This is a genomic window from Lacticaseibacillus boliensis (assembly GCF_054784775.1).
This window is the reverse complement of record NZ_BAAIHN010000015.1, coordinates 14621-35191: the sequence shown is the minus strand read 5'-3', so window position 1 is coordinate 35191 and position 20571 is coordinate 14621. Positions and strand designations below refer to the sequence as shown.

17 protein-coding genes are annotated in these 20571 nt (G+C 52.3%); 4 read left to right on the top strand and 13 right to left on the bottom strand.

The features are described 5' to 3' along the window. Window positions 1-9: 9 nt before the first annotated feature. Complete coding sequence (locus ACYVRB_RS07750) at window positions 10-897, top strand: ROK family protein (RefSeq protein WP_461214582.1); 888 nt, start codon at window positions 10-12, stop codon at window positions 895-897. Between the two features lie 160 nt (window positions 898-1057). Here ACYVRB_RS07750 and ACYVRB_RS07745 read toward each other — a convergent pair whose 3' ends face one another. After that, window positions 1058-2419 carry a DHA2 family efflux MFS transporter permease subunit gene (locus ACYVRB_RS07745; protein ID WP_461214581.1) on the bottom strand — a complete coding sequence of 454 codons (1362 nt, stop codon included), beginning with the start codon at window positions 2417-2419 and terminating at the stop codon, window positions 1058-1060. A gap of 785 nt (window positions 2420-3204) precedes the next feature. Between ACYVRB_RS07745 and ACYVRB_RS07740 the strand changes: the two genes are divergently transcribed. Both ACYVRB_RS07740 and ACYVRB_RS07735 read left to right on the top strand, forming a co-directional pair. Further along, window positions 3205-3852: a DNA alkylation repair protein gene (locus ACYVRB_RS07740; RefSeq protein WP_461214615.1), complete on the top strand. Its 648-nt coding sequence runs from the start codon at window positions 3205-3207 to the stop codon at window positions 3850-3852. 69 nt (window positions 3853-3921) lie between these two features. Next, on the top strand, window positions 3922-5244 hold the full coding sequence (locus ACYVRB_RS07735) for a metallophosphoesterase (RefSeq protein ID WP_461214580.1): 1323 nt from the start codon (window positions 3922-3924) through the stop codon (window positions 5242-5244). Between the two features lie 175 nt (window positions 5245-5419). Here the strand turns inward: ACYVRB_RS07735 and ACYVRB_RS07730 are convergent, their stop codons facing one another. From ACYVRB_RS07730 to ACYVRB_RS07695, 8 genes are all read right to left on the bottom strand, one after another. Further along, window positions 5420-6748: an allophanate hydrolase gene (locus ACYVRB_RS07730; RefSeq protein WP_461214579.1), complete on the bottom strand. Its 1329-nt coding sequence runs from the start codon at window positions 6746-6748 to the stop codon at window positions 5420-5422. Continuing rightward, a complete protein-coding gene (gene uca, locus ACYVRB_RS07725) occupies window positions 6749-10330 on the bottom strand; it encodes an urea carboxylase (protein WP_461214578.1) in 3582 nt (1193 codons plus the stop codon). Between the two features lie 30 nt (window positions 10331-10360). Further along, entirely contained in the window at window positions 10361-11077 is a 717-nt protein-coding gene (locus tag ACYVRB_RS07720) for an urea amidolyase associated protein UAAP1 (protein WP_461214577.1), read from the bottom strand. 32 nt (window positions 11078-11109) lie between these two features. Next, entirely contained in the window at window positions 11110-11760 is a 651-nt protein-coding gene (locus ACYVRB_RS07715; protein ID WP_461214576.1) for a DUF1989 domain-containing protein, read from the bottom strand. 29 nt (window positions 11761-11789) lie between these two features. Then, window positions 11790-12590 (bottom strand): ABC transporter ATP-binding protein, encoded by an 801-nt coding sequence (locus ACYVRB_RS07710; protein ID WP_461214575.1) that lies wholly within the window; start codon window positions 12588-12590, stop codon window positions 11790-11792. A gap of 14 nt (window positions 12591-12604) precedes the next feature. Next, window positions 12605-13375 (bottom strand): ABC transporter permease, encoded by a 771-nt coding sequence (locus tag ACYVRB_RS07705; protein WP_461214574.1) that lies wholly within the window; start codon window positions 13373-13375, stop codon window positions 12605-12607. Window positions 13376-13411: 36 nt separating this feature from the next. Next, window positions 13412-14455 carry an ABC transporter substrate-binding protein gene (locus tag ACYVRB_RS07700; protein WP_461214573.1) on the bottom strand — a complete coding sequence of 348 codons (1044 nt, stop codon included), beginning with the start codon at window positions 14453-14455 and terminating at the stop codon, window positions 13412-13414. Between the two features lie 261 nt (window positions 14456-14716). Beyond that, window positions 14717-16063, bottom strand: coding sequence for an amino acid permease (locus ACYVRB_RS07695; protein ID WP_461214614.1), 1347 nt, complete (start codon window positions 16061-16063; stop codon window positions 14717-14719). Between the two features lie 128 nt (window positions 16064-16191). Here ACYVRB_RS07695 and mmuM point away from each other — a divergent pair, with 128 nt between their 5' ends. Next, complete coding sequence (mmuM, locus tag ACYVRB_RS07690) at window positions 16192-17124, top strand: homocysteine S-methyltransferase (RefSeq protein WP_461214572.1); 933 nt, start codon at window positions 16192-16194, stop codon at window positions 17122-17124. A gap of 64 nt (window positions 17125-17188) precedes the next feature. Here mmuM and ACYVRB_RS07685 read toward each other — a convergent pair whose 3' ends face one another. The 4 genes from ACYVRB_RS07685 to ACYVRB_RS07670 form a co-directional block, all read right to left on the bottom strand. After that, window positions 17189-17578 (bottom strand): DUF1093 domain-containing protein, encoded by a 390-nt coding sequence (locus tag ACYVRB_RS07685; protein ID WP_461214571.1) that lies wholly within the window; start codon window positions 17576-17578, stop codon window positions 17189-17191. Window positions 17579-17665: 87 nt separating this feature from the next. Next, complete coding sequence (locus ACYVRB_RS07680; protein WP_461214570.1) at window positions 17666-18127, bottom strand: phage tail protein; 462 nt, start codon at window positions 18125-18127, stop codon at window positions 17666-17668. Window positions 18128-18160: 33 nt separating this feature from the next. After that, window positions 18161-19591 carry an aminotransferase-like domain-containing protein gene (locus tag ACYVRB_RS07675; RefSeq protein WP_461214569.1) on the bottom strand — a complete coding sequence of 477 codons (1431 nt, stop codon included), beginning with the start codon at window positions 19589-19591 and terminating at the stop codon, window positions 18161-18163. A 34-nt stretch (window positions 19592-19625) separates the two neighbouring features. Beyond that, window positions 19626-20552 (bottom strand): 1,4-dihydroxy-2-naphthoate polyprenyltransferase, encoded by a 927-nt coding sequence (locus tag ACYVRB_RS07670; RefSeq protein ID WP_461214568.1) that lies wholly within the window; start codon window positions 20550-20552, stop codon window positions 19626-19628. Window positions 20553-20571 lie beyond the last annotated feature (19 nt).

Sequence of the window (20571 nt, the reverse complement as noted above, 5' to 3'; positions counted from 1 at the left end):
GGAACCCCTGTGGCGTATCTTGCAATTGATATTGGTGGTACCACTACCAAATATGGTCTCGTTGATCAGCTTGGACATCTCAGCCACCAAAGTAGCCAGCCAACTGTAAAAACCGACGAAGACAGTTTCTTCTCTGCCATCTTGGCACTGGTCGCCAGCTTCCCACAAGTCACCGGCGTTGGCATCGCCTTGCCCGGTATCATCGACGCAAAAAACGGCAAGGTCACTGCGTGTGCAACCCTGCCATTTCTTGAACATCGCTCTGTTGTCGCCTCACTTCAACAACATTGTGCCCTACCCATTGCCGTCACAAACGACGGGGATGCCGCCGCACTCGCTGAACACTGGCAAGGTGAACTAAGCGGGATCACTAACGGCGCAATGGTCGTCTTAGGTACTGGTATTGGCGCCGCGTTATTCCTTGATGGCCACCTGTATCTCGGCACAAGCGAACCGAGCTTCATGGTGTTAGACGGCATCGCCCCAGCAACCCGTGCTAACACCGCCGCACCACTATCTGCCGTCGTCACAATATCTGCAATGGCAGAAGTCATGCACATCACAGGCGATGACCAAGGCCAGCAGGTCTTCGCACAATTGCCAGACGCGCCAGCGGCTGTCACCGATATTTTGACAGCATTCATTCAAGGCGTCGCCGCAATGATTTATAACATGCACACGCTACTTGGACTGGAAAAGGTTGTCATTGGCGGGGGCATCTCTGCTCAACCGCTAGTCATCCGCCGCCTACACACCGCAGTGGAGACATACCGGCGCGTGACCCCGTTAGCGGAAAGAACACTCGCACCACTTCCAATCACCGCCGCTCATTTTCACAACGAGGCGAATTTAATCGGGGCAATTGTTCCCTTGATTGCCCGCAAATCGTCAGATTAACGTCATACTTCCGCCATATCTTTCCGATAGTATAGGAATATAGAAATGAGCTACCCCTTGTTTCTACCATTACCAGAGACTGCCCCCTCAGCCTCTTGGTCTCACCTCTCCAAAGTGAAGCCCACCCCTTTATGCCGCCAAGCCCATGGCGGCTTTTTGATTACGCTTGATGTCTAGGCAACCGTAGCCCCAGCAATACACCGCAAAAACCGACCAGCGCAAACGCCAAAAACGTCACGCGGAAGCCAAACAAGTTGTTGCCAGACGCCGCTTGTACTTGCGAAAGGATCAGCGTCGCGACCGCTACCCCAGCTGAGCCCAACAACTGCCGTACTGCCGTCGTCACCGCGGTCCCGTCAGCGATCAAGGCCTTCGGTAACGCGTTGGCGCCGGTCGTGACGGCAGGCATCATGACAAAAGAATTCCCGGCTTCGGTGATGATTGCGCCACAGATTGCCAATGGTAGGTTCAGATACGCGGTGAAGATTCCCATCAATAAGAAGCCGCCCGTGATGAGTCCCATCCCGATCAACACAACGATACGTGGTCCAAACTGATCGAGTAGCTTCCCCGTGCGTGGGTTCAACAGGCTCAAGCCCACAGCCGCAGGCACCAGCGACAGCCCCGAAACTAGTGGCGACACATGCAGGATTGTCTGAAAGTATAGCGGCATGATGATCGTTGTGACGATCAGTCCGATATACGACAGCCCTGTCAACAGCACGGACTGCGTGAAGCGACTAGTCGCAAAAACATGCAATTCAAGCAACGGCTGTGCACTAGTCAACTGCCGCCGGACAAACCAAACTCCCATGAGCAACGCCACAATCAGTAGTATCCCCAGGCTTGTCGTCAACCCAGAATGGGTCATCTCAGACAGTGTGTATAATATCACCGGAAAACTGGCCGCCAAAATCACGCTTAACCAGTCTAGACGACTCGGTGCGTGTGGCATCACATCCTTGATCGTGGCAAATGAAATCACGAAAACGACTGCCGCCACAATGAAGAAGAGAACAAAAAGTGCCTGCCAAGAAAACCATGTTAATAACACCCCAGAGATGATCGGTCCAACAGCAAGCGCAGAGCCCATGACCAAACCGGCGATCCCCATCACTTGTCCACGTTCATCCTGCGGCGTGATGGTCAACAGCACCGTCTGAAAACTGGGAAAAATGATCCCAACCGCCAGCGCCTCTAACAATCTGCCTCCGAGTAACACCGCAAAGCTTGGCGCCCAGACGCACAAAGCGGTCCCGACCGCGAAAGTCAGCACAACGCTTTGAAACAAGCGCTTGAACCCGACATTAGCTAACAGCCACGGACTGACCGGGATCATCAGACTCATCACCAACATAAACCCCGTCGTCAGCCAAGCCACGGTGCTGGCACTGACGCCAAAACTATGCATGAAGGCCGGATACGCTGTGCTCAGCGCCGATTGCGAAATCGACATTGAAAAGGTGCCCGTGAGTAGCGTCGCAATAAACGCGGACCGATTGAATGATTGCGTAGTTTCCACAATATCTCGCTTCTTTCTTGAACAATTTCCTCCTTTATTATAAGGCAAGCCAAAACTTTTGCATCGTTATCTGATCATGTCAGTCGATTTGCTGGCTTTGCACCCGACGTTGTCCGGCAGCGGCAGCGTTTAGTGTTGGGTAGACCAGTAAGCTGTCGGGTGCGGGCGAAAGTGACTCCAGCAGGTTTCAATCCGTCGTAGTGGCGATGCTCGATGGAGCTAACTCTCCGCTACGCTTCGAGTGGATCTCCATCTGCGCTCATTCTATGGCGACAAGTCGTCAAGAATGATGCCACCACGTCAGATTGACCTGCTTCCGTCACTTTCGCCCACACCCTAGGTTCTGCGTATCAGGATAGTATAGTGTAACGGACAAGCGGGTTATCCCACGCCATGAGTATGGTGCAACAAATGAATTGTCAGTCGCTATCTAATGTTTCTAGCCTTGGAAACCGCCGCTTTGAATGTTCAGGACGCAAATGTAAGGACGGGGTGTGCGGAGACAGGAGATGGCTCAGGCGCGGCATTGTTGTTAGCGGCTTGCCGCTTACAACAAAGGCGTCGAGGAAGATCCACTCGTAGCGCAGCGGAGAGTTAGCTTCCGAGCGCCTCGCACCGTTCCAGCCATCTCAAGGGCCGGAACATACCAAACCCGACCTATACCACTATTCCCAGCACATCCCAAAGAAGACTTACGCTGCCAGACAGCGATAAATTAACTTTGATTGTGATTTAGGTTGTCTCTTGCAAATAAATTGGCGACAATAAAAACAATAAGGAGGCAACTGCCAATGCTTGATTTCACTTTCCACGGCGACGAGGACAACGCCGCTGCGATGGCGGCTTATATGCGCAATCAATTCCCATTTATCGGGCTCAAAACACCGGCACGTAAAGCCCAGACAAAACCGCTGCTACAAGCCAGCAATACTTGGTCGCCGGCGCAGGTGCTTGCAACAGTCGCAACACTTTACGCGCGTCCGGAACGCGAATACCAATACGCCGCCATCGACCTTGCGCGGCACCATGTCCGTCACTTTGCCTTCGCTGACATCCAAGTGCTGGCCGGCTATGTGACCCAAAAGCCTTGGTGGGACACCGTCGACAGCTGGCGGCCGTTGTTTTGGGATTACGTCACCTACCATCCCGAACAGCTTGCACAAGTCTGGCCGCTATTTTTTGGCCAGGCGGATTTTTGGTTGCGGCGGGTGGCAATCACCCTCCAACTAGCGGCCAAAGCAGACACCGATCTCACGCTACTGACGGCTGCCATCGACGCGGACATCACCACGCCGGAGTTCTTCATCCAAAAAGCCATCGGGTGGGCCTTGCGTCAACACAGCAAGACCGATGCCGACTGGGTCCGCGCATTCATCGCGGCGCGTCCAGACTTGTCAAAACTGGCCGTGCGTGAAGGCAGCAAATATCTGTAAAACTTCTCCAATCCGATTAGCTAGTGCGCTACAATATAATGTGAAATCGATTTCTGGGGGGAGTTTCACGTGAAACGGACACTGACGATCATCTTCAGCTTACTTGCGATGGCTTTTTTCGCCGGTACGTTGACCCACTATTATCCGCAAGCCACTGACCATGAACCGCAGCTGACCAGCGCCCGCCAGCCGACGCTGTGGGTCACCAGCGACACCCACTTCATCGCTCCTAGCCTGCACGATCAAAAACAGGCCTGGCAAAACATCGAAGGCACCGCTGCGGGCAAAGATCTCAGTGACCAAGCCACCGCCCTCACCGCTTTCGTTCACGCCGCGTTGAAAGCCCGACCGGCGGCGGTCATCATCACCGGCGACGTCACCTTCAACGGCGAGCTGGCCTCTGCCAAAAGCATCGCCAAGCGTCTCGCGCCACTGCCACGCGCTGGCATCCGCCTTCTCGTGATCCCTGGCAACCACGATATCTACGACGGCTGGGCACGACGCTTCAAAGGAACACAACAACTCAAGACCGACCAGATCAGCCCCGAGGCTTGGCGGCAGATTTTTAATGATGGGTATGCCAGCGAGGCTTCAGAAGATGCTGACTCGTTGAGCTATGCGGTGAATTTGAATCAGGATTATCAGCTCCTGATGTTAGACGACAACATCTACACCGTGCAACCCGCGACAATCCAACCGGCAACAGCCGGGCGCCTGCGCACATCGACCTTGCGCTGGATCCGCCAACGGCTCAACCAGGCGCAACACAGCAACCGGCAAACCTTGGTGTTCATGCACCACAATCTATACGACCATAATCAACACGCTGACGGCTGGACGCTTGAAAATGCGCCTGCCTTGCGCAAAATTCTGGCAGACTACCACGTTCCTGTGGTTTTCTCGGGACACATCCACGCCCAAGACATCTCAGCAGACCCCGATGGCCGCTACCCGACCAAAGAGATTGTTTCTGCCAGTTTTGCGGAAACGCCAGGCATCTATGGTGTCGTCAAGCTGACCAAAGGCCGTTTTGATTATCATACGGTCGACCAAGACCTCACGCCGGTGCTGACGGCGGCCCAACGCCGGACTCACCTCGGGCACTATCAACAATATCTCGAACGGCTTTTTAAAGATGACCAGGCCTTGCCGATCGTCTGGCAAGAAGCCCGCGACGCCGGCCTCAAAGGTGCCGACCTGCGCAACGCCGCCAACTTCCTGGCAGAGCTGAACTGGCGCTTTTTCTCCGGTAATGATGCCGGTGATCCCGCGGCTTTGCGTAAAATGGCCGGCTACAAAGCCGTCATGGGCAACACTAAATTGCGCCCGCGCGCCCAAGCGATGCTGCAAGATAAGAACCTGCCCGACCACCGGCTCAGCCTGACTTACTAAGATTTTTCAAAGGCCAAAACATATTGTTCGCACTGCAAGCGGCATCATGATATAGTTAAACCATCGATAGCCACAAAGCGCTATCGTCTTACGCCACCCAGCGCAGGGTGGCGTCTTTTTGTGCAAGCAAAAAGTCGGTGCCACCGCTTACGACACGGTAACACCGACTAACGCATCATTCAGCAAAGACTTTTGCTGTTTCAAACAATAACTTGGTTTGATCCGGACGAGAGAACACAGTTCCTCCGAACGGAAAACCTTTTTGTGCCACAGGCACCGCTAACGCAGCCAGATCTAGTAGATTACAGAAATTCGTGTATCGACCCATATCTGCGTTTTTACCGATCGGATCAGCTTGAACATCATTGATCGACCATACGCCTGCTGCGGTCGGTGTGACAAGGACCCCGTCAGTCAGCGTCGAGAAAAGCTGCTGACGCACCGAACGGAGATAATGTAATCCTTGAAAAACCGCGATTGCGGTTTGCTCAGGGGCCCGTGCGCTCATCAATATCGACGCGATCTCTGGCAACAAAGCATTTTGATGGTCTTGAATGAAGCCGGCCAAACTCGCGTAACGTTCAGCAACCCACGGTCCTTCATAGAGGAGTGCCGCGCTGCGTGCCAATGGTCCATATGGTAATGTTTTTAATGGGTACTTACTGCCCTGAAGCGTTTGTTTAGCATGCTGCCAACCAGCCGCAAAATCGCTGACGTAGCGTCCAAAAAATGTGGGCTCTTCTTTCGGAATGAAGACATTGGTCAACTTTCCCGGCTTTTGCGGGCGAACACGTGACCATGGATCCTGTAAATCAAACCCCGCAACCGTTTCGTAGACCTGCTGGATCAGCTTCAATTCTTTTGCAAAAATCGCAACACAATCGAGTGATGCACAAGCCGGGACGATGCCAGCATTGGATATCGCGCCGCGCGGTGGCTTGAAGCCGAACAGTCCGTTCAAAGCAGCTGGTACTCGGCCAGATCCCGCGGTATCGGTTCCTAATGCAAACGCCACGCTACCTGATGCCACCGCCACTGCTGAGCCTGAACTAGAGCCGCCACTGATCATTTCTTTATCATAGCTATTGTGTACCGCACCATATGGACTTCGCGTGCCGACTAGTCCGGTGGCAAACTGATCAAGATTAGTCTTACCGAGTGGGATCGCCCCAGCATCTGTCAGCAACTGCACGACCGTCGCGCTATGCCTCGGCAGATAACTGTAATCCGGACACCCTGCAGTTGTTGGGATCCCAGCCAGATCGATATTGTCCTTGATGGCAAACGGAATCCCCCATAGCGGATAATCTTCGACGTTGAGTTTTTGCAAATTGTCTAAATAGACTCCTAGTTCTTGCGTTGTTAGCCGCCGGATCCAGACATTATCACGATCTTCTTCCGCTGCTTTTTCTTGTAGGGCAGTGATGATCGGTTTCACGCAAGTAGGGTCTGCGAGATACTGTTTTCGCAACCATGCATAAGTTAACTTTTCGGGTAATTGCATCTAATCACCACTTCCTTCGAATTGCACTAAAGTGTCCCCGGGTTGAACCAGATCGCCAGGCTGAACCAAAACATGTTCAACCACGCCATCATTTGGCGCTGTGCAGGTAATCTCCATTTTCATACTCTCCTGAACGACGACGGGGTCTCCCTTTTTAACGCGCTGGTGGACTTTGACGAGCACTTTCCAGACGCTCCCAGGGATCTCACAATCACTAGTCGGGCCATCCCAGTATTCTGCGTCGGCAACATGTTGGGATTCTGGTGCCGTATACTCAAGCAACCCTTTTTGTTCCCAATCAGTGCGCTCCGCCTCAAAGGCAGCCTGTTGATGCTGCTTGAACGCTTGATTGGCATCTGCGTGGCGGGCGCATTTTGCTAAATAGGCCGCAACATCAAACGTTGTCTTTTCAATGCGTAACTTGAACTTACCGCGCAAGAAATCATGACGTGCCTGCATCAACTCATCATGGCTGACCGGATAGAAGCGGATCTGGTCAAACAGATTCAAAAGCCACGGTTTGTCTAAACTGGTATAGTCCGTGTCGGCAAATAAATTCCACATCTGCGTCGTCCGGCCAAACATCTGGTAGCCGCCAGGGCCTTCCATCCCATAAACACACATATATGCCCCGCCGATACCGACCGCATTCTCCGGTGTCCAAGGTCGCGCAGGATTATACTTGGTCGTCACAAGTTTATGTTGCGGGTTCAACGGGATCGCCACTGGTGCACCGAGATACACATCCCCCAACCCTAATACCAAGTATGTTGCGTCAAAAATAATTTTCTGAACGTCACGGATCTGCTTGAGCCCGTTGATCCGTCGAATAAACTCGATATTATCTGGGCACCATGGCGCATCCGGCCGGACATTGACCTGATATTTACGCATTGCCTTGATCGTATCTTCGTCATGCCAAGAAAGGGGCAAATATATCGTCCGTGAAGCGAACTTTGCATGCTCAACATCGTGAATATCCGCATCGATCGCCAGCACTCGTTGTCGTACAGCATGGCGTTGAATACGCAACGGGTCAAAATGGACCTGTAGTGACCTAATCCCGGGCGTCAGATCCAAGATTCCTGGCACTGCTGCTTTTTTCAACGCCTCAAAAATAAGTTGCACTCTTGCTCTGGCCAAAACATCGATCTTCATTTCACCAAATTCGAACAACAAGTTACTGTCGCCATCGAGCCGCACCGTCAACGCATGATCGGCTTGATGGTAACTCAGCGCATAATCGTCAGGAAGCTTTGCCGTTTGATAATCTTGATGATATAACGTCGCAATATCCATTGCCGCCAACAGCTTCTCTTGGCGTTCAAGCTGAGCGGTCGCTTCTTCAACGGTGACGATCTTAAAGTTGATCGTATCATCTGGCTTGAGTTGGCCGATCTTCCACAGATCAAAGCTTGCGATTGTTGCTGGACAAACGAATCCACCAAGGCTGGGGCCGTCCGGGCCGAGAATGATCGGCATATCGCCGGTCATGTCTAGCGTCCCGATCGCATAGGCGTTGTCGTGAATGTTAGAGGGATGTAAACCCGCCTCACCACCATCTTCACGTTGCCAATCCGGCGTCGGGCCAACTAGACGAACGCCCGTTCTGTCGCTATCAAAATGCACTCGCCAAGCTGTCTGGGTGAATTTTTCCAAATAGCGCGGCGCAAAAAATTCATTCGTGTTATGCGGCCCTGGAATCACTGCAATGTCCCAGGTGTGGGTACTTACCAGCGGTTCTCGTGTCTGTGGTGCCATCCCTATCGCTGATTGTGGCTTGACGTTTAACACATCCCCGACGCGCAAGGCACGACCATTGTGACCGCCAAATTTACCTAATGTGAAGGTACTACGACTATTAAGCACGGCTGGCACATCAATGCCGCCAGCCACGGCTAGGTAAGTGCGCATCCCCGCTTGAGCGGTACCGAATGCCAACTCTGACCCAGCATCAACGGCCAGTGGCCGATTCATCAAAACGGGCTTACCATCGATCGTCGGCTGCATATCAGCCCCGGTGATCGCAATGGTCATCGCACTACGGAACTGATACCGTCCACCTTTTAGTGTTAATTCCAACCCCGCCGTCGCGTCTGAGTTGCCGACTAGGCGGTTCGCAATTCGAAATGATAAGGCATCCATTGGTCCACTTGGCGGGACGCCAACACCCCACAAGCGCGTGCGACCAGGGTAATCTTGAACAGTCGTTTGAAACCCACCATCGAGCACAGCAATCGTTGTCTCGAAGGTCTTGAACGTATTCAAAAAGCTGGTATGATAGGTCACCTGTAGCAAATGTTCATCGGTAAAGATTGCGGCCAGATAATGCAGGTTAGTCTGCAACCCATAAAGCTTTGTCTGTGCTAACAAGTCTTGCATTCGCGCGATCGCCTGCTTCCGATCCTTACCATGAACGATCAGTTTGGCTAACATCGGATCGAAGTAAGGTGTCACTGTCAGCCCACGTGTCAACCACGTGTCAAAGCGTACATCTTTGGGGTAGTCGAACGCATCAACTTTACCAGTCGTCGGCATAAAATGATGCTGTGGATCTTCTGCAAACAGTCTCGCCTCAAACGCATGCCCATTAGCCGTAAAATGATGGCGTGGCAATGTAAAATCAGGATCCGCTGCCGCTTGGACCATCCACTCAACGAGATCGACCCCATAGACTTCTTCGGTGATCCCATGTTCGACTTGAATTCGGGTGTTAACTTCCAAAAAGTAAAAGGCCGCACCATGAACATCGTAAATAAATTCGACTGTCCCGATATTGTTATAATTGACCTGCTTAGCCAGCGCGACCGCCGCATGATGCATCGCGACCCGCAAGTTTTCAGGCAAGTCTGGTGCTGGCGCTTCTTCGACAACTTTCTGATTGCGTCGCTGCAATGAACAATCACGCTCACCGATCGCAACCACGTCGCCGTGACCGTCACCAAAGATCTGAACTTCAATGTGGCGCGCCAGTTGAATGTACTTTTCTAAGAAGACTTCTGAGTTGGCAAAATTGGCTTCTGCTTCTTGCCGCACCCGGGTAAAGCTAGTCTCAAGATCAGCCTGCGTCTGACATATTTGCATGCCAACGCCACCGCCGCCCGCACTGGATTTCAAGATAACCGGATAACCGATCTTGTCCGCAGCCGCCAACGCTTCTTCCAGAGAGGATAACAAACCTGAATGTGGCAACAAGGGTACCTCAGCCCTTTGCGCATAATCACGCGAAATATGCTTGAGGCCAAAGTCATGAATGATGCCTGAACGCGGCCCGATGAAGGCGATATGGTGGTCTTCACACGCCTTTGCAAATGCTGAATTTTCGCTCAGAAACCCATAACCCGGAATGATAGCATCGATCTGATGGTCCTCTGCGAGCTTGATAATCTTCTCACCATCCAAGTAGGTGGTTTGCGGACCGCCTTTACCAAGACATAACGCTTCATCAGCATTTTGCACATGGAGACTATCTGCATCCGCATCAGCATACACGGCAATGCTTTGAATGTGCATCCGGCGCAACGTGCGTTCGATGCGAACTGCGATCGCACCACGGTTAGCAATCAATATTCGCTTAAACATAGACTTTTCCCTCCTCAAGATTCAACGATATTATTCGGTGAATGCCTGATACTGCCACGTGTTTTCATAAGCCCGATAGTTTTCTGGACTGTGTTGTACTACCGGGTCACTGAGATCAGCCGCCGTCCCGGAAAATACTTCCATCAAGATAGGCGTCGCCGGATACTCTGGATTGGGATTGAGGCTGTTAGGGGTATTGGACAAGATCACGATCACATCCATATCCAGTCGTAGGGTTACCGCGGTGCCGGTCGAGTCTTTGGCGTCGTTATAGACCATCTTGCCATCAGCCTGAAAATCGACTCGCGAAAACAGATTGATGTTTGCCGTCATATCTCTACGCGTCATCCCTGAACGCATCAGCTCTTTCAAGAAGTTGTCATAACCGTTGGTATAATAATCGTTCTTATACTCTTGATAGGTCGACTCCCCATATTTGGCCCTGGTCAAAGCGGCGGTCGTCAGCCCCGTCACCGTATCATGCCAGCCATAAGAATCTGCGACGAAGCTCGCCAAAACGCGGCCATCATCGCTCATCACAGTGTTCCCAGTGGTCAGATATGCGGTATGCTGGGCCTTTAAGCTATCCGGCATATTGTAGCGCTCGCTAGTATCATGACTGTTGTAGAAGTTGATCGCCAAGTTAGCTTGCGGCCCTTGTGCAGTGAACCTCAGATACTTATTGCGACCAAAACTTGTCGAAAATTTCTCACCTGGACGGATAATTTCAGAATAAATTGGGGTCATAGCGACCGCTCCTTTCATATAGTGCTTCGTACTCAGTCCCAAATCGTCACTGCAACCGGCGTTGGATTCCAGCCATTGCATGGGTTATTGAGTTGAGGACAATTACTCATCAAAAACAGCACATCATGTTCCGCACGCATTTCAATGTAAGCCCCCGGATGGGAGATCCCATCAGAGAAGTCGAGATCCCCACTTGGGGTGATCGGCACGTTCATGAAGAAATTGATATTTGGCGCGAGATCACGCTTAGAAAAAATGTAATCGCCTGGATACTCGCCAATTTTTTTCATGAATGTGTCGCGACAATTATGCATATAGCGCTTTGCCAACGCGTAGCGTACCGTGTTACTTTGGGCCGAGCAGGAACCGCCGAGTGTATCGTGACTACCAACCGTATCAGCCGTGATCGTCACCATATTCCGCCCTGCTTCACTCTTGAGGATCGTTCCCGTCGTCAGGTAGAATTTAGCCTGGGCCGTCAGTGTTTGCACCGCACTGAAGTGATCTGCAGGATCATCTGCCATGAAGAACGTGGTGTCAGCACTTTGGTTTCCACCGATATCAGTGATTCGTAGTGTCTCCCCCGCTTTCACAAGGCCGAAATACCCGTCACCCGACAAGATCGTCTGATTCAGCCGTGCGTCATCTACTTTTAAGTCACTAGTTGTTGTGATTAATTCCATTGTCTCCAAGTCCTTTCATCTATGAACATCTAAATTGCTTCACCGATAGCACTGTGATTAGCAGCCAAGGTCGTCTTGACCTCTGTCACCAGCCGTTTAAATTTTGAGCTGTTTTTGAGAGTCAGCTCGCGCCCTAAAGGCAGATCGACTGGCATGTTCGCCACGATTTCACCGGGATGCGTTTTCATCACGATGACCCGCTGGGAAATAAAGACAGCCTCTTCAATATCATGTGTGATAAAAATCACCGTTGGCTTCTCGACTTGCCACAACTCCCGAACCAAAAGTTGCATATTCCCTTTGGTCGCCGGATCAAGCGCCCCAAATGGCTCGTCCATCAATAGCACTTCTGGCGTGTTGGCTAACGCGCGGGCGATGGCGACACGTTGCTGCATCCCCCCTGATAATTCGTTGGGATAACTATTCTTGAACTGCTGCAAATCCATCTTCTCCAAATAGTGATCGACCACGACATTACGGCGAATACGTGGCATCTTCTTCATCTTCAACCCGTACTCAATATTCTTCGCCACCGTCATCCACGGAAACAAGGAGTACGCCTGAAATACCAACCCGCGATCAGGTCCTGGTGCGGTGATCGCAGACGAATCGATCGTTACCGAACCGCTGGAAGCATGATCGAGTCCTGCGATCATGCGTAGCATGGTGGATTTGCCGCAACCAGAAGGGCCAACGATCGAAACGAATTCATTCTCTTTGATCGCTAGGTCGACATTACGCAACGCTAAGGTTTGATGCCGGCGACTGGTATACTGTTTCGTGACGTTTTCCAATGATATTTTGGCGTGCTGTTTAAATGTATGTTGCATAATCATCGATCCTTTCAATTTGTCCAAGGAAACAAGCGGCCGTTGATGAAGGCAAAGAGCCGATCTGTAATCAATCCCAAGACCCCGATCACCAAGATCCCCATGAAGACTTCATCGGTCTTCAAGAACCGTTGCGCCTTCAAAACGGCATATCCGAGCCCGGAGTTAGCAGCCACCAGTTCAGCTACCACCAGATAAGTCCACGCCCAGCCAAGGATCATCCGCAGCGTGTCCATTAAGCGCGGCAATGAATCGGGTAATACGATGCCAAAGATCACATGGCGCTGATTGGCACCTAAGGTATAAGCAGCATCGATATAGTTCTGCGGCGTCGCCCGAACATCGTCGACGACCATAGGAATGATCTGGAACAAGACCCCTAACAAGATAACGATCACCTTAGCGGCTTCGCCGATCCCCGCCCAGATCATGATCAGCGGCACAAACGCTGGCACTGGCATGTAGCGGAAGAATTCCGATAATGGCAAGATCAAGGCTTCAAGCGGCGTATACAGGCCGGCGAGAAAACCTAGCGGGATCCCAATGACAGCAGCTAGTAAGAAACCTTGCAGGATACGTTCTACACTGATGACCGTGTTGGCAACGATCGTGCCATCTTTAAGCCCACCGATGAAGGCCTGCCAAACAGATAGCGGCGTCGGCATGAAGATCGCCTGAATGTGTCCGAAGGTACAGATACTTTGCCAACCGATAAAAAGTAACAGGAACGCGCCGATGGCGATGCTCCAATACAATCGCTTTGAAATGGTTTGATGAATTCTCACGTGATCACTCCTTTAACCTCTCAATAACCGGATGCCTTATTCATGCGTTTGCCCTGTTTTAGTGTTGAGCACTCGCCAATGATGATCTTCTTGCTGCAGTTTATCGACAAACTCCGTATCAAAACTCGGCGCCGCAGTCGTCAACTGATGCTTGATCATCCCGTACCGATTGAGGAACTGAGCCGTCTGTAGCAGGGTGTAATTAATGTTGGTATAGTCTTGTTTCGTCGAGTGAAGCGCCGCATAGTTATCATTGACAGAAAACAGATGTGATCCCTTCATCGCAGTCGCCATATCAGCCGTGCTGAGATCAGCCCCTTTGGCCATATAGGCGATACCTTGCTTAGGATGTTGGGCATAATCGTTCATCCCTTTAAAGTACGCGGTCACGATCTTGCTGACTGCTTTATGCTGATGTTTGACAACATTCGCATGCATCATCAACACATCGGGGATCAGTCCTTTAATGTTAGCCGAACTATAAAGAAGATGATTCTTCTTGTTGCTCAGCGCATACCCCAACGACGGCTGCCACAACCCGGCGGCATCAGCTCGATTGGCGATCATTGCCGTGCCAGCGTTGTCCATCGTCATGTTAGTAAACTTAACATCCTTTTGACTCAGGCCCGCTCGCTGCAACGCCGTTAGCAAGAAGAAATGCTCGATCGTCCCAGTTTCGGTAACCACTTTGGCGCCTCTTAGATCTTTGAGACTGTGGTACTTCTTATTGGCGACGATCCCGTCAGCCCCTGCCGAGTTGTCATTGATCAAGACGATTTTGGAAGCGATCCCTTTTTCACGGCTGGGGATCGTATCACACAAGGCGGCGGCAACACCGTCGAGCTTGCCGCTATCATAGGCGGTCAGGGAGTCGCTGTAGGTGTTGAACCATACCAGCTTGACGTTGACCCCCGCTTTCTCAAATTCTTTAAACCCTTGAACGGCGTACCAGGTATACCACCCAGGATAGGCACTGATGCCGATCGTGATAGTCTTTTTATTGCTCTTGCTTTGACCACAACCGGCTAGTATCAGTAACATCATGCCTACCGTGAGCATGAAACAGGCTATTTTCTTCATGGTGGCGCCCCTTTCTCAGAAAAAATGGTAAAAAAATACACCGGAAGCCATTTGCACCCTATGACCTTACAGTGCTAAACAGATTATTCCCGGCGGAATTTATTTAAAAATATATTTTTCTAATTGATGTGTCTATCATAGCAACGTTAGCTAAGACCTACAATCGATTTTGTCACCTTTTGTCACAGCAAATACAAAATTTTCTGAAATCGTACTTTGACGCAAAAAAAGAAGGTGAGCCCTCGCTCAACCTCACCTTTCTTACAAACGTTTCCGCCGCCAATATTCCCGTGCGTAGTAAAACCCATAACACAGCAGTACAAACGGCACCATATAATAAAGCGATGGCCGCTGGGTGGGATCAAACACCACCAAGACACACGACAGCAGACTCATGCCAAACGCCAACCACGGTACGACCGGATACCAAGGCATCTTGAACTTCAGCTCAGACACTTGATGGCCTTCTGCCAGCCAACGCTTGCGGAAGTTCAACGCAGATAACGCGATGACCATCCAGACGATCACAACTGCCAAGCCGGAGATCGATACCAACACCAGATACACGGTGTCTGCCGCAACGACGCTAGATAACAGCGCCAAGATCCCACCGACCATGCTGATGCAAAGCGCCCGCAACGGGACCCCACGATGATTGGTCCGGGCAAACTTGGGACTGATCATCCCTTCGTTGGCCAGCGACCAGAGCATCCGCGTTGAGGCATACAACCCCGAGTTGGCCGCTGACATGATTGCCGTTAAGACCACAAAGTTCATGATGTCGCCGGCATAAGGTAAGCCAATGCTTTCAAACACCAAGACGAACGGACTCTTCGTCACGCCGGCCTGTTGCCAAGGGATCAAGGCCGCCATCACAAAGATGCTGCCGATGAAGAAAATAATCAACCGCAACAACGTCGTGTGGATCGCTTTAGGAATATTATGTTCCGGATCCTTGGTCTCCCCGGCGGTGACCCCGATCAGCTCAGTGCCAGAAAACGCAAAATTCACCGTCAACATTGTCGTGAATACGCCTTTGAATCCCGTCGGAAACAGCCCGTCTTTGACTAAATTATGCAAACCAGGCGCGCTTTTGCCGCCTGCCATCGGCAAGATCCCGACGATCGCTAGCGCCCCTAACACGATAAACGCAATGATTGCGATCACCTTGATGCTCGAAAACCAGAATTCCGCCTCGGCAAAAAAGCGCACCGATAACGCATTGACGGTGAAGATCACGACCATGAACAAAGCACTCCACAGCCAAGAAGGACTGTGCGGGAACCAGGTGCGCATGATCAACCCGGCGGCGGTGAACTCTGAGCCCAGTGCCACCGTCCATGTCAGCCAGTACAAGATGGCGGTCGTGAAGCCGGTTCCAGGCCCGATAAACTTGTCTGCATAGACGTGAAACGATCCCGTTTCCGGCATTGCCACCGACAGCTCGCCCAGACACAACATCACCAGATACACAACCACCGCTCCGATCGCATAAGCGAGGATGGTACCGATCGGGCCCGCCTGATGGATCGTATAGCCGGAGCTCAGAAACAGCCCCGTTCCGATCACGCCGCCTAAAGAAATCATCAATAGGTGTCGCGATTCCATTTTTCGTTCCAGTTGTGTATGTTCGGCCAAAATATCTTCTCCTAATTTATTGCCACAGTTTGCGCGCAGTCGATAATTAGATTAACATTAATGACCAGTGAAAGTAAAAGAAGAAATCAGGTTAGCTTATGCCCACATTCAATGACTTGCTTCAAAATCACCGCGTTTTGATCAACGACGGCGCCATGGCGACCGAGCTGGAAAAAGCCGGCGTCGACACCAATAACGCCTTATGGTCAGCGATGGCCTTGCTCTCCGATCCGCAAGCTGTCGTCGCCGTTCACCGCAGTTATTTCGAAGCCGGTGCCAACATCGCGACGACTAATTCCTATCAAGCCAATCCGCAAGCCTTCGCCAAACTCGGGCTGGCTGACACGGAATCTGATCATCTTATCCAACAAACCGTGGTGCTCGCCCAACAGGCTCGCAGCGAATACCTCTCCACCCATCCCGAGCGCGCCGGTGAATTATTGATCGCCGGTTCGATCGGGCCTTATGGGGCTTATCTTGCCGACGGGAGTGAGTACACCGGCGACTATGCGCTCACCGGCGTTCAGTATTGCGATTTCCACCGCCGCCGTCTGCAACTGTTGGCCGCGGCCGGTGTCGACTTCTTCGCGCTAGAAACCATGCCCAACATCCAAGAACTGCAGGCGCTAGTCGGGCTGTTGCACCACGAATTCCCGGCCATGACCGCCTGGGCGTCGTTGTCCGGCGGAGAATACCACGACCGTCTCTGCGACGGCACACCGCTTGCCACCGTCTGCAAGCTGTTGAACGCCAGTGACCAAATCGGCGCCATCGGCATCAACTGCACCGCAATGACCAACATTTCTGCGACACTGGCCACCCTGCGGCCGCTCACCGCCAAGCCGCTGGTGGTTTATCCTAATAACGGCGATCGCTATGATCCCACCGATAAGTCTTGGCAGCCTAATCCTGACGCGCCGAGTTTTGCCGCCCTCGCCCCACAGTGGCAACAAGCCGGCGCCAGCATCATCGGTGGCTGTTGCCGCACGACACCAGAAGACATCCGTGCCATCGCTGAGAGTTGTCGCTAACCATAGCCACAAAAACAGCGAGCAAGTCGCAAAAATCGACTTGCTCGCTGTTTTTATCTTCCGATTATTCTAACGCTTTTAACGCGGCCGCAGGGACATCGGCTTTGGCGACGGTGTGCAGGCCTTTGGTGACGCGCTTGGCCGAGACTTTGGCGGTCACGTAACTGCCTGGTGTCAGCGGTGTCGGATTGGTGCTTTCAGCAGAGTCCCAGGCCACATGCTTGACGTTGCCGTCTGCATCAGCCCAGGTGAAATCATAGCTATAGTAATACACTTGCTGACCGTTTTTCTTGTAGTCGCCACCGCCATCGGTCTTGGACTTATGTTTGACCGGCTCCGGCACAACGGCATAGTTGGTGGTGCCGTTATATGTCGAGTTCCAATACGAATAAGCCTTATACCCACCGAATGCGACGATGACTAACACAACGATCCCGATGATCGCCTTACGCATAAGATCACGCTCCTTCATGATTGCTTAACTTCATTATCGCATGATGATCTGCGTAAACGCCACGAACAGTTTTGTCACCTCAGTCACCTAGTATTCTCCTTTGATCACGAAGAAACTACCACGAATGGTGCCGGCCAGCTTAGACTTTTGGCGGGCAAACTTGAACTTGCCCTCTAATTCAGCCGGCACCGCCATGCCGTCGCTTAACTTGATCCCGACGGCGCGCTTGCCACTAGCCGCCAACGTGTACAACACGTTGATCTCAAGACCGTCTTCATAGAACACATGCGTCCAGCGCACACCTTGGACTTCCAGCTGGCTGACTTCAAGGGGCTTGGCGGCAAAATGCAGCTCGCGTTCTGCCAAGATCTTCTCGACATATGCAACAAGGTCCGCCCTGTCAGCAGCGGGTTCAGTCACAAAAGGAAGCTTGTACTTGTTCCAGAAATAGCGGGCTTCGTTGGCCCGCAACCCGGCCAACGCCACCGCATTGGGAGAAGATTCTAGTCCGATCGTTGAAACGTTCTTAAAATCGACTTGATCAACCATAAGTCACCTCATTCAATTTTTCTTCAGGATAAGCTAGTCACACAGTTGCGTCAACACAGCCGCCAACCGCGTCTGCAAGGCGGCACTTTGTTGCGGCAAAAAATGGGCGAAGCTCATCCGCAACTGGTTGTGGTGGGTCCCAAACAAGAAATCCGGCCGCACCAGCACCTTGGCCTGCAAAAACGCCTGATAGTCTGCCGCCTTGAGCTGCCGGTCGCAATGGATCGTGACCCAAAAATGGTTGTTTGCCTGCGGTTCTTGATAGCTGATCTGACCTGCCGTAACCGCAGGCGCCAAGGCAGCCGCGAGCGCCGCTTGCCGCTCTTGAAGCTGGCGTTGCTGGGCAACCAGTGCCTGTTGCAAGTTAGGTTGTTGCAACAACAACACCGCTAACTGCTGCGGGAAAACGCTCAGCTCGGCCTCCATCTGTTGGCGGATCTGAGCCAAGCGTTGCGTGACCCCCGGCGGTGCGATCAGCCACCCGATACGCGTATGTGACCCTAAAAGCGGTGATAAGGTCCCGATATACAACACATTTTGCGGATCCAACGCATATAAAGCCGGCGGTGCCGCTTGGCCCAAGGCGGCGTTGATGCCCAGCTGATCGTCTTCGACCAGCGGCAGATGCAACGCGCGACACGTCACCAACAGTCGCTTCCTGGCCGCCAGGCTCATCGTCGTCCCGGTCGGATTTTGCCCGGTGGGATCGACGAATAAGAAGCGCACATGGTGGCGGTGATAAACATCACGCAGCGCCTGCAGATCCAGCTCGCCATCAACCAACGGCACGCCGTAGATCCGGATCCCCGCCGCTTGAAACAAGGTCAGCTGATAAAAATACGACGGCGAGGCCACCGCGATCGCGTCCCCATCAGACAACAGCCCTTGCGACAACAAATAAAACGCCTGCTGGGCCCCGGATGTGATCAACACCTGGCTTGCCGTCAGCTGTTGCCCCAGCCGTGGCCTTAACCGTGCCACCACCGTATCTTTGAGCATCGGGTCGCCTGTGATATCGACGCGCCGCTCTTGGGCATACAACGCCGCCACCGATAGTCCCTGTGGTGCCAGTGGCAAGGCCAACTGGCTCGTGATCGTCGAGTCTGCCAGGTTGATCGCGTCAGCAACTTGGCGCACCCTGGCCAGCCGCACCGTGAACGGATCAGGACCCAGCAACCGGTTCGTCGAGAGATAATCGTGCCAGCGTGTTGGCGTCGCCACACCCCATTTGTCGCTGTTCACCCACGTTCCGCTACCGACACGGCGCGCCAACATCCCCGCGCTGACCAACTCGGCCAGCGCGTGCTGGATGGTCGAGCGGTTGAGCCCCAGTTGCTTTGCCAGCGCCCGCTCGGCCGGCAATTTTTCACCGGGCAATAATTCCCCAGCGTCGATGCTATTGGTAATCAGGTTGATCACCCGCAGATAAGCGGGCTGCGACCCTTGTGGTAATTGCCAGCGCATGATAGCCTCCATTAATTTCCCAGGAAATAATCACTCAGATCCGCAACCATATCCCCAACCCCATCGTCACCAGCTGGATCCCAGCGAGAATCACGTTAATCTTGACCGAGGCGATAAAGGTCTCTGTTTTGCTCGGTTTCGCGATGAAAGATCGCGCCTGTTGGACCACCAACGGCACACTTAGCAGCGTCAACAACGTCAAGCGTGGCAGCCAACCCAGAAAAGCCGCCACGCTCATACTTCCGATTCCCAACCAGTATAAGCCAATAAACAGGCGGATCGCACCGGATCGATGCCAATAATATAAGATCGTTTTGCGTCCCAGCGTGTAGTCTTCCCGCTCGTCGGCAATATTGTTGGCCAACATGATATTGGCCGTGGTCGCCTGTAAGATCCCACTGGCAATCAATACCTGGCCAACCGAACGCCAGTCAAGTGTCATCACATCGAACGCGTTGACATACACTGCCAACAGATAGATCACAAACCCCATGGTGAACCCAGAGAAGAATTCACCTGTCGGGGTTTTTGACAATGGATAGGGGCCATCAGCATAACAATAGCCAACCACAAAAGAAAATAGCCCCATCACCAACAACGGCCAGCCTGTTTTTACGGTCAACCACACCCCCAGCACGGCCGATATGAGAAACATTACCGCGATGAAACGCTGCACCGCTTTGAGACTCAAACCCGCCTTGCCGATAATGTTAACATGCCGCCGGTAGTCAGCGACGGTGGCCTCTGGCGCACGCTTATAGTCTTCATAGTTCATATTGGTGTCTTCTGTGATGTTGAATAGCAACATCGCAATGAAATACACCACCAATAAGTCAAGATGGACTTGGTGATAGCGCCAGTACGCATAAAGCGTACCGGTGAGGCACGGAAAAATAGAAATCAATTTAGAGCGAATTTCAATTAACTTCAAATAGGCGCTCAGTGGCGTTTTTTTCACCATCAGCTTCCCCCTCAATCCG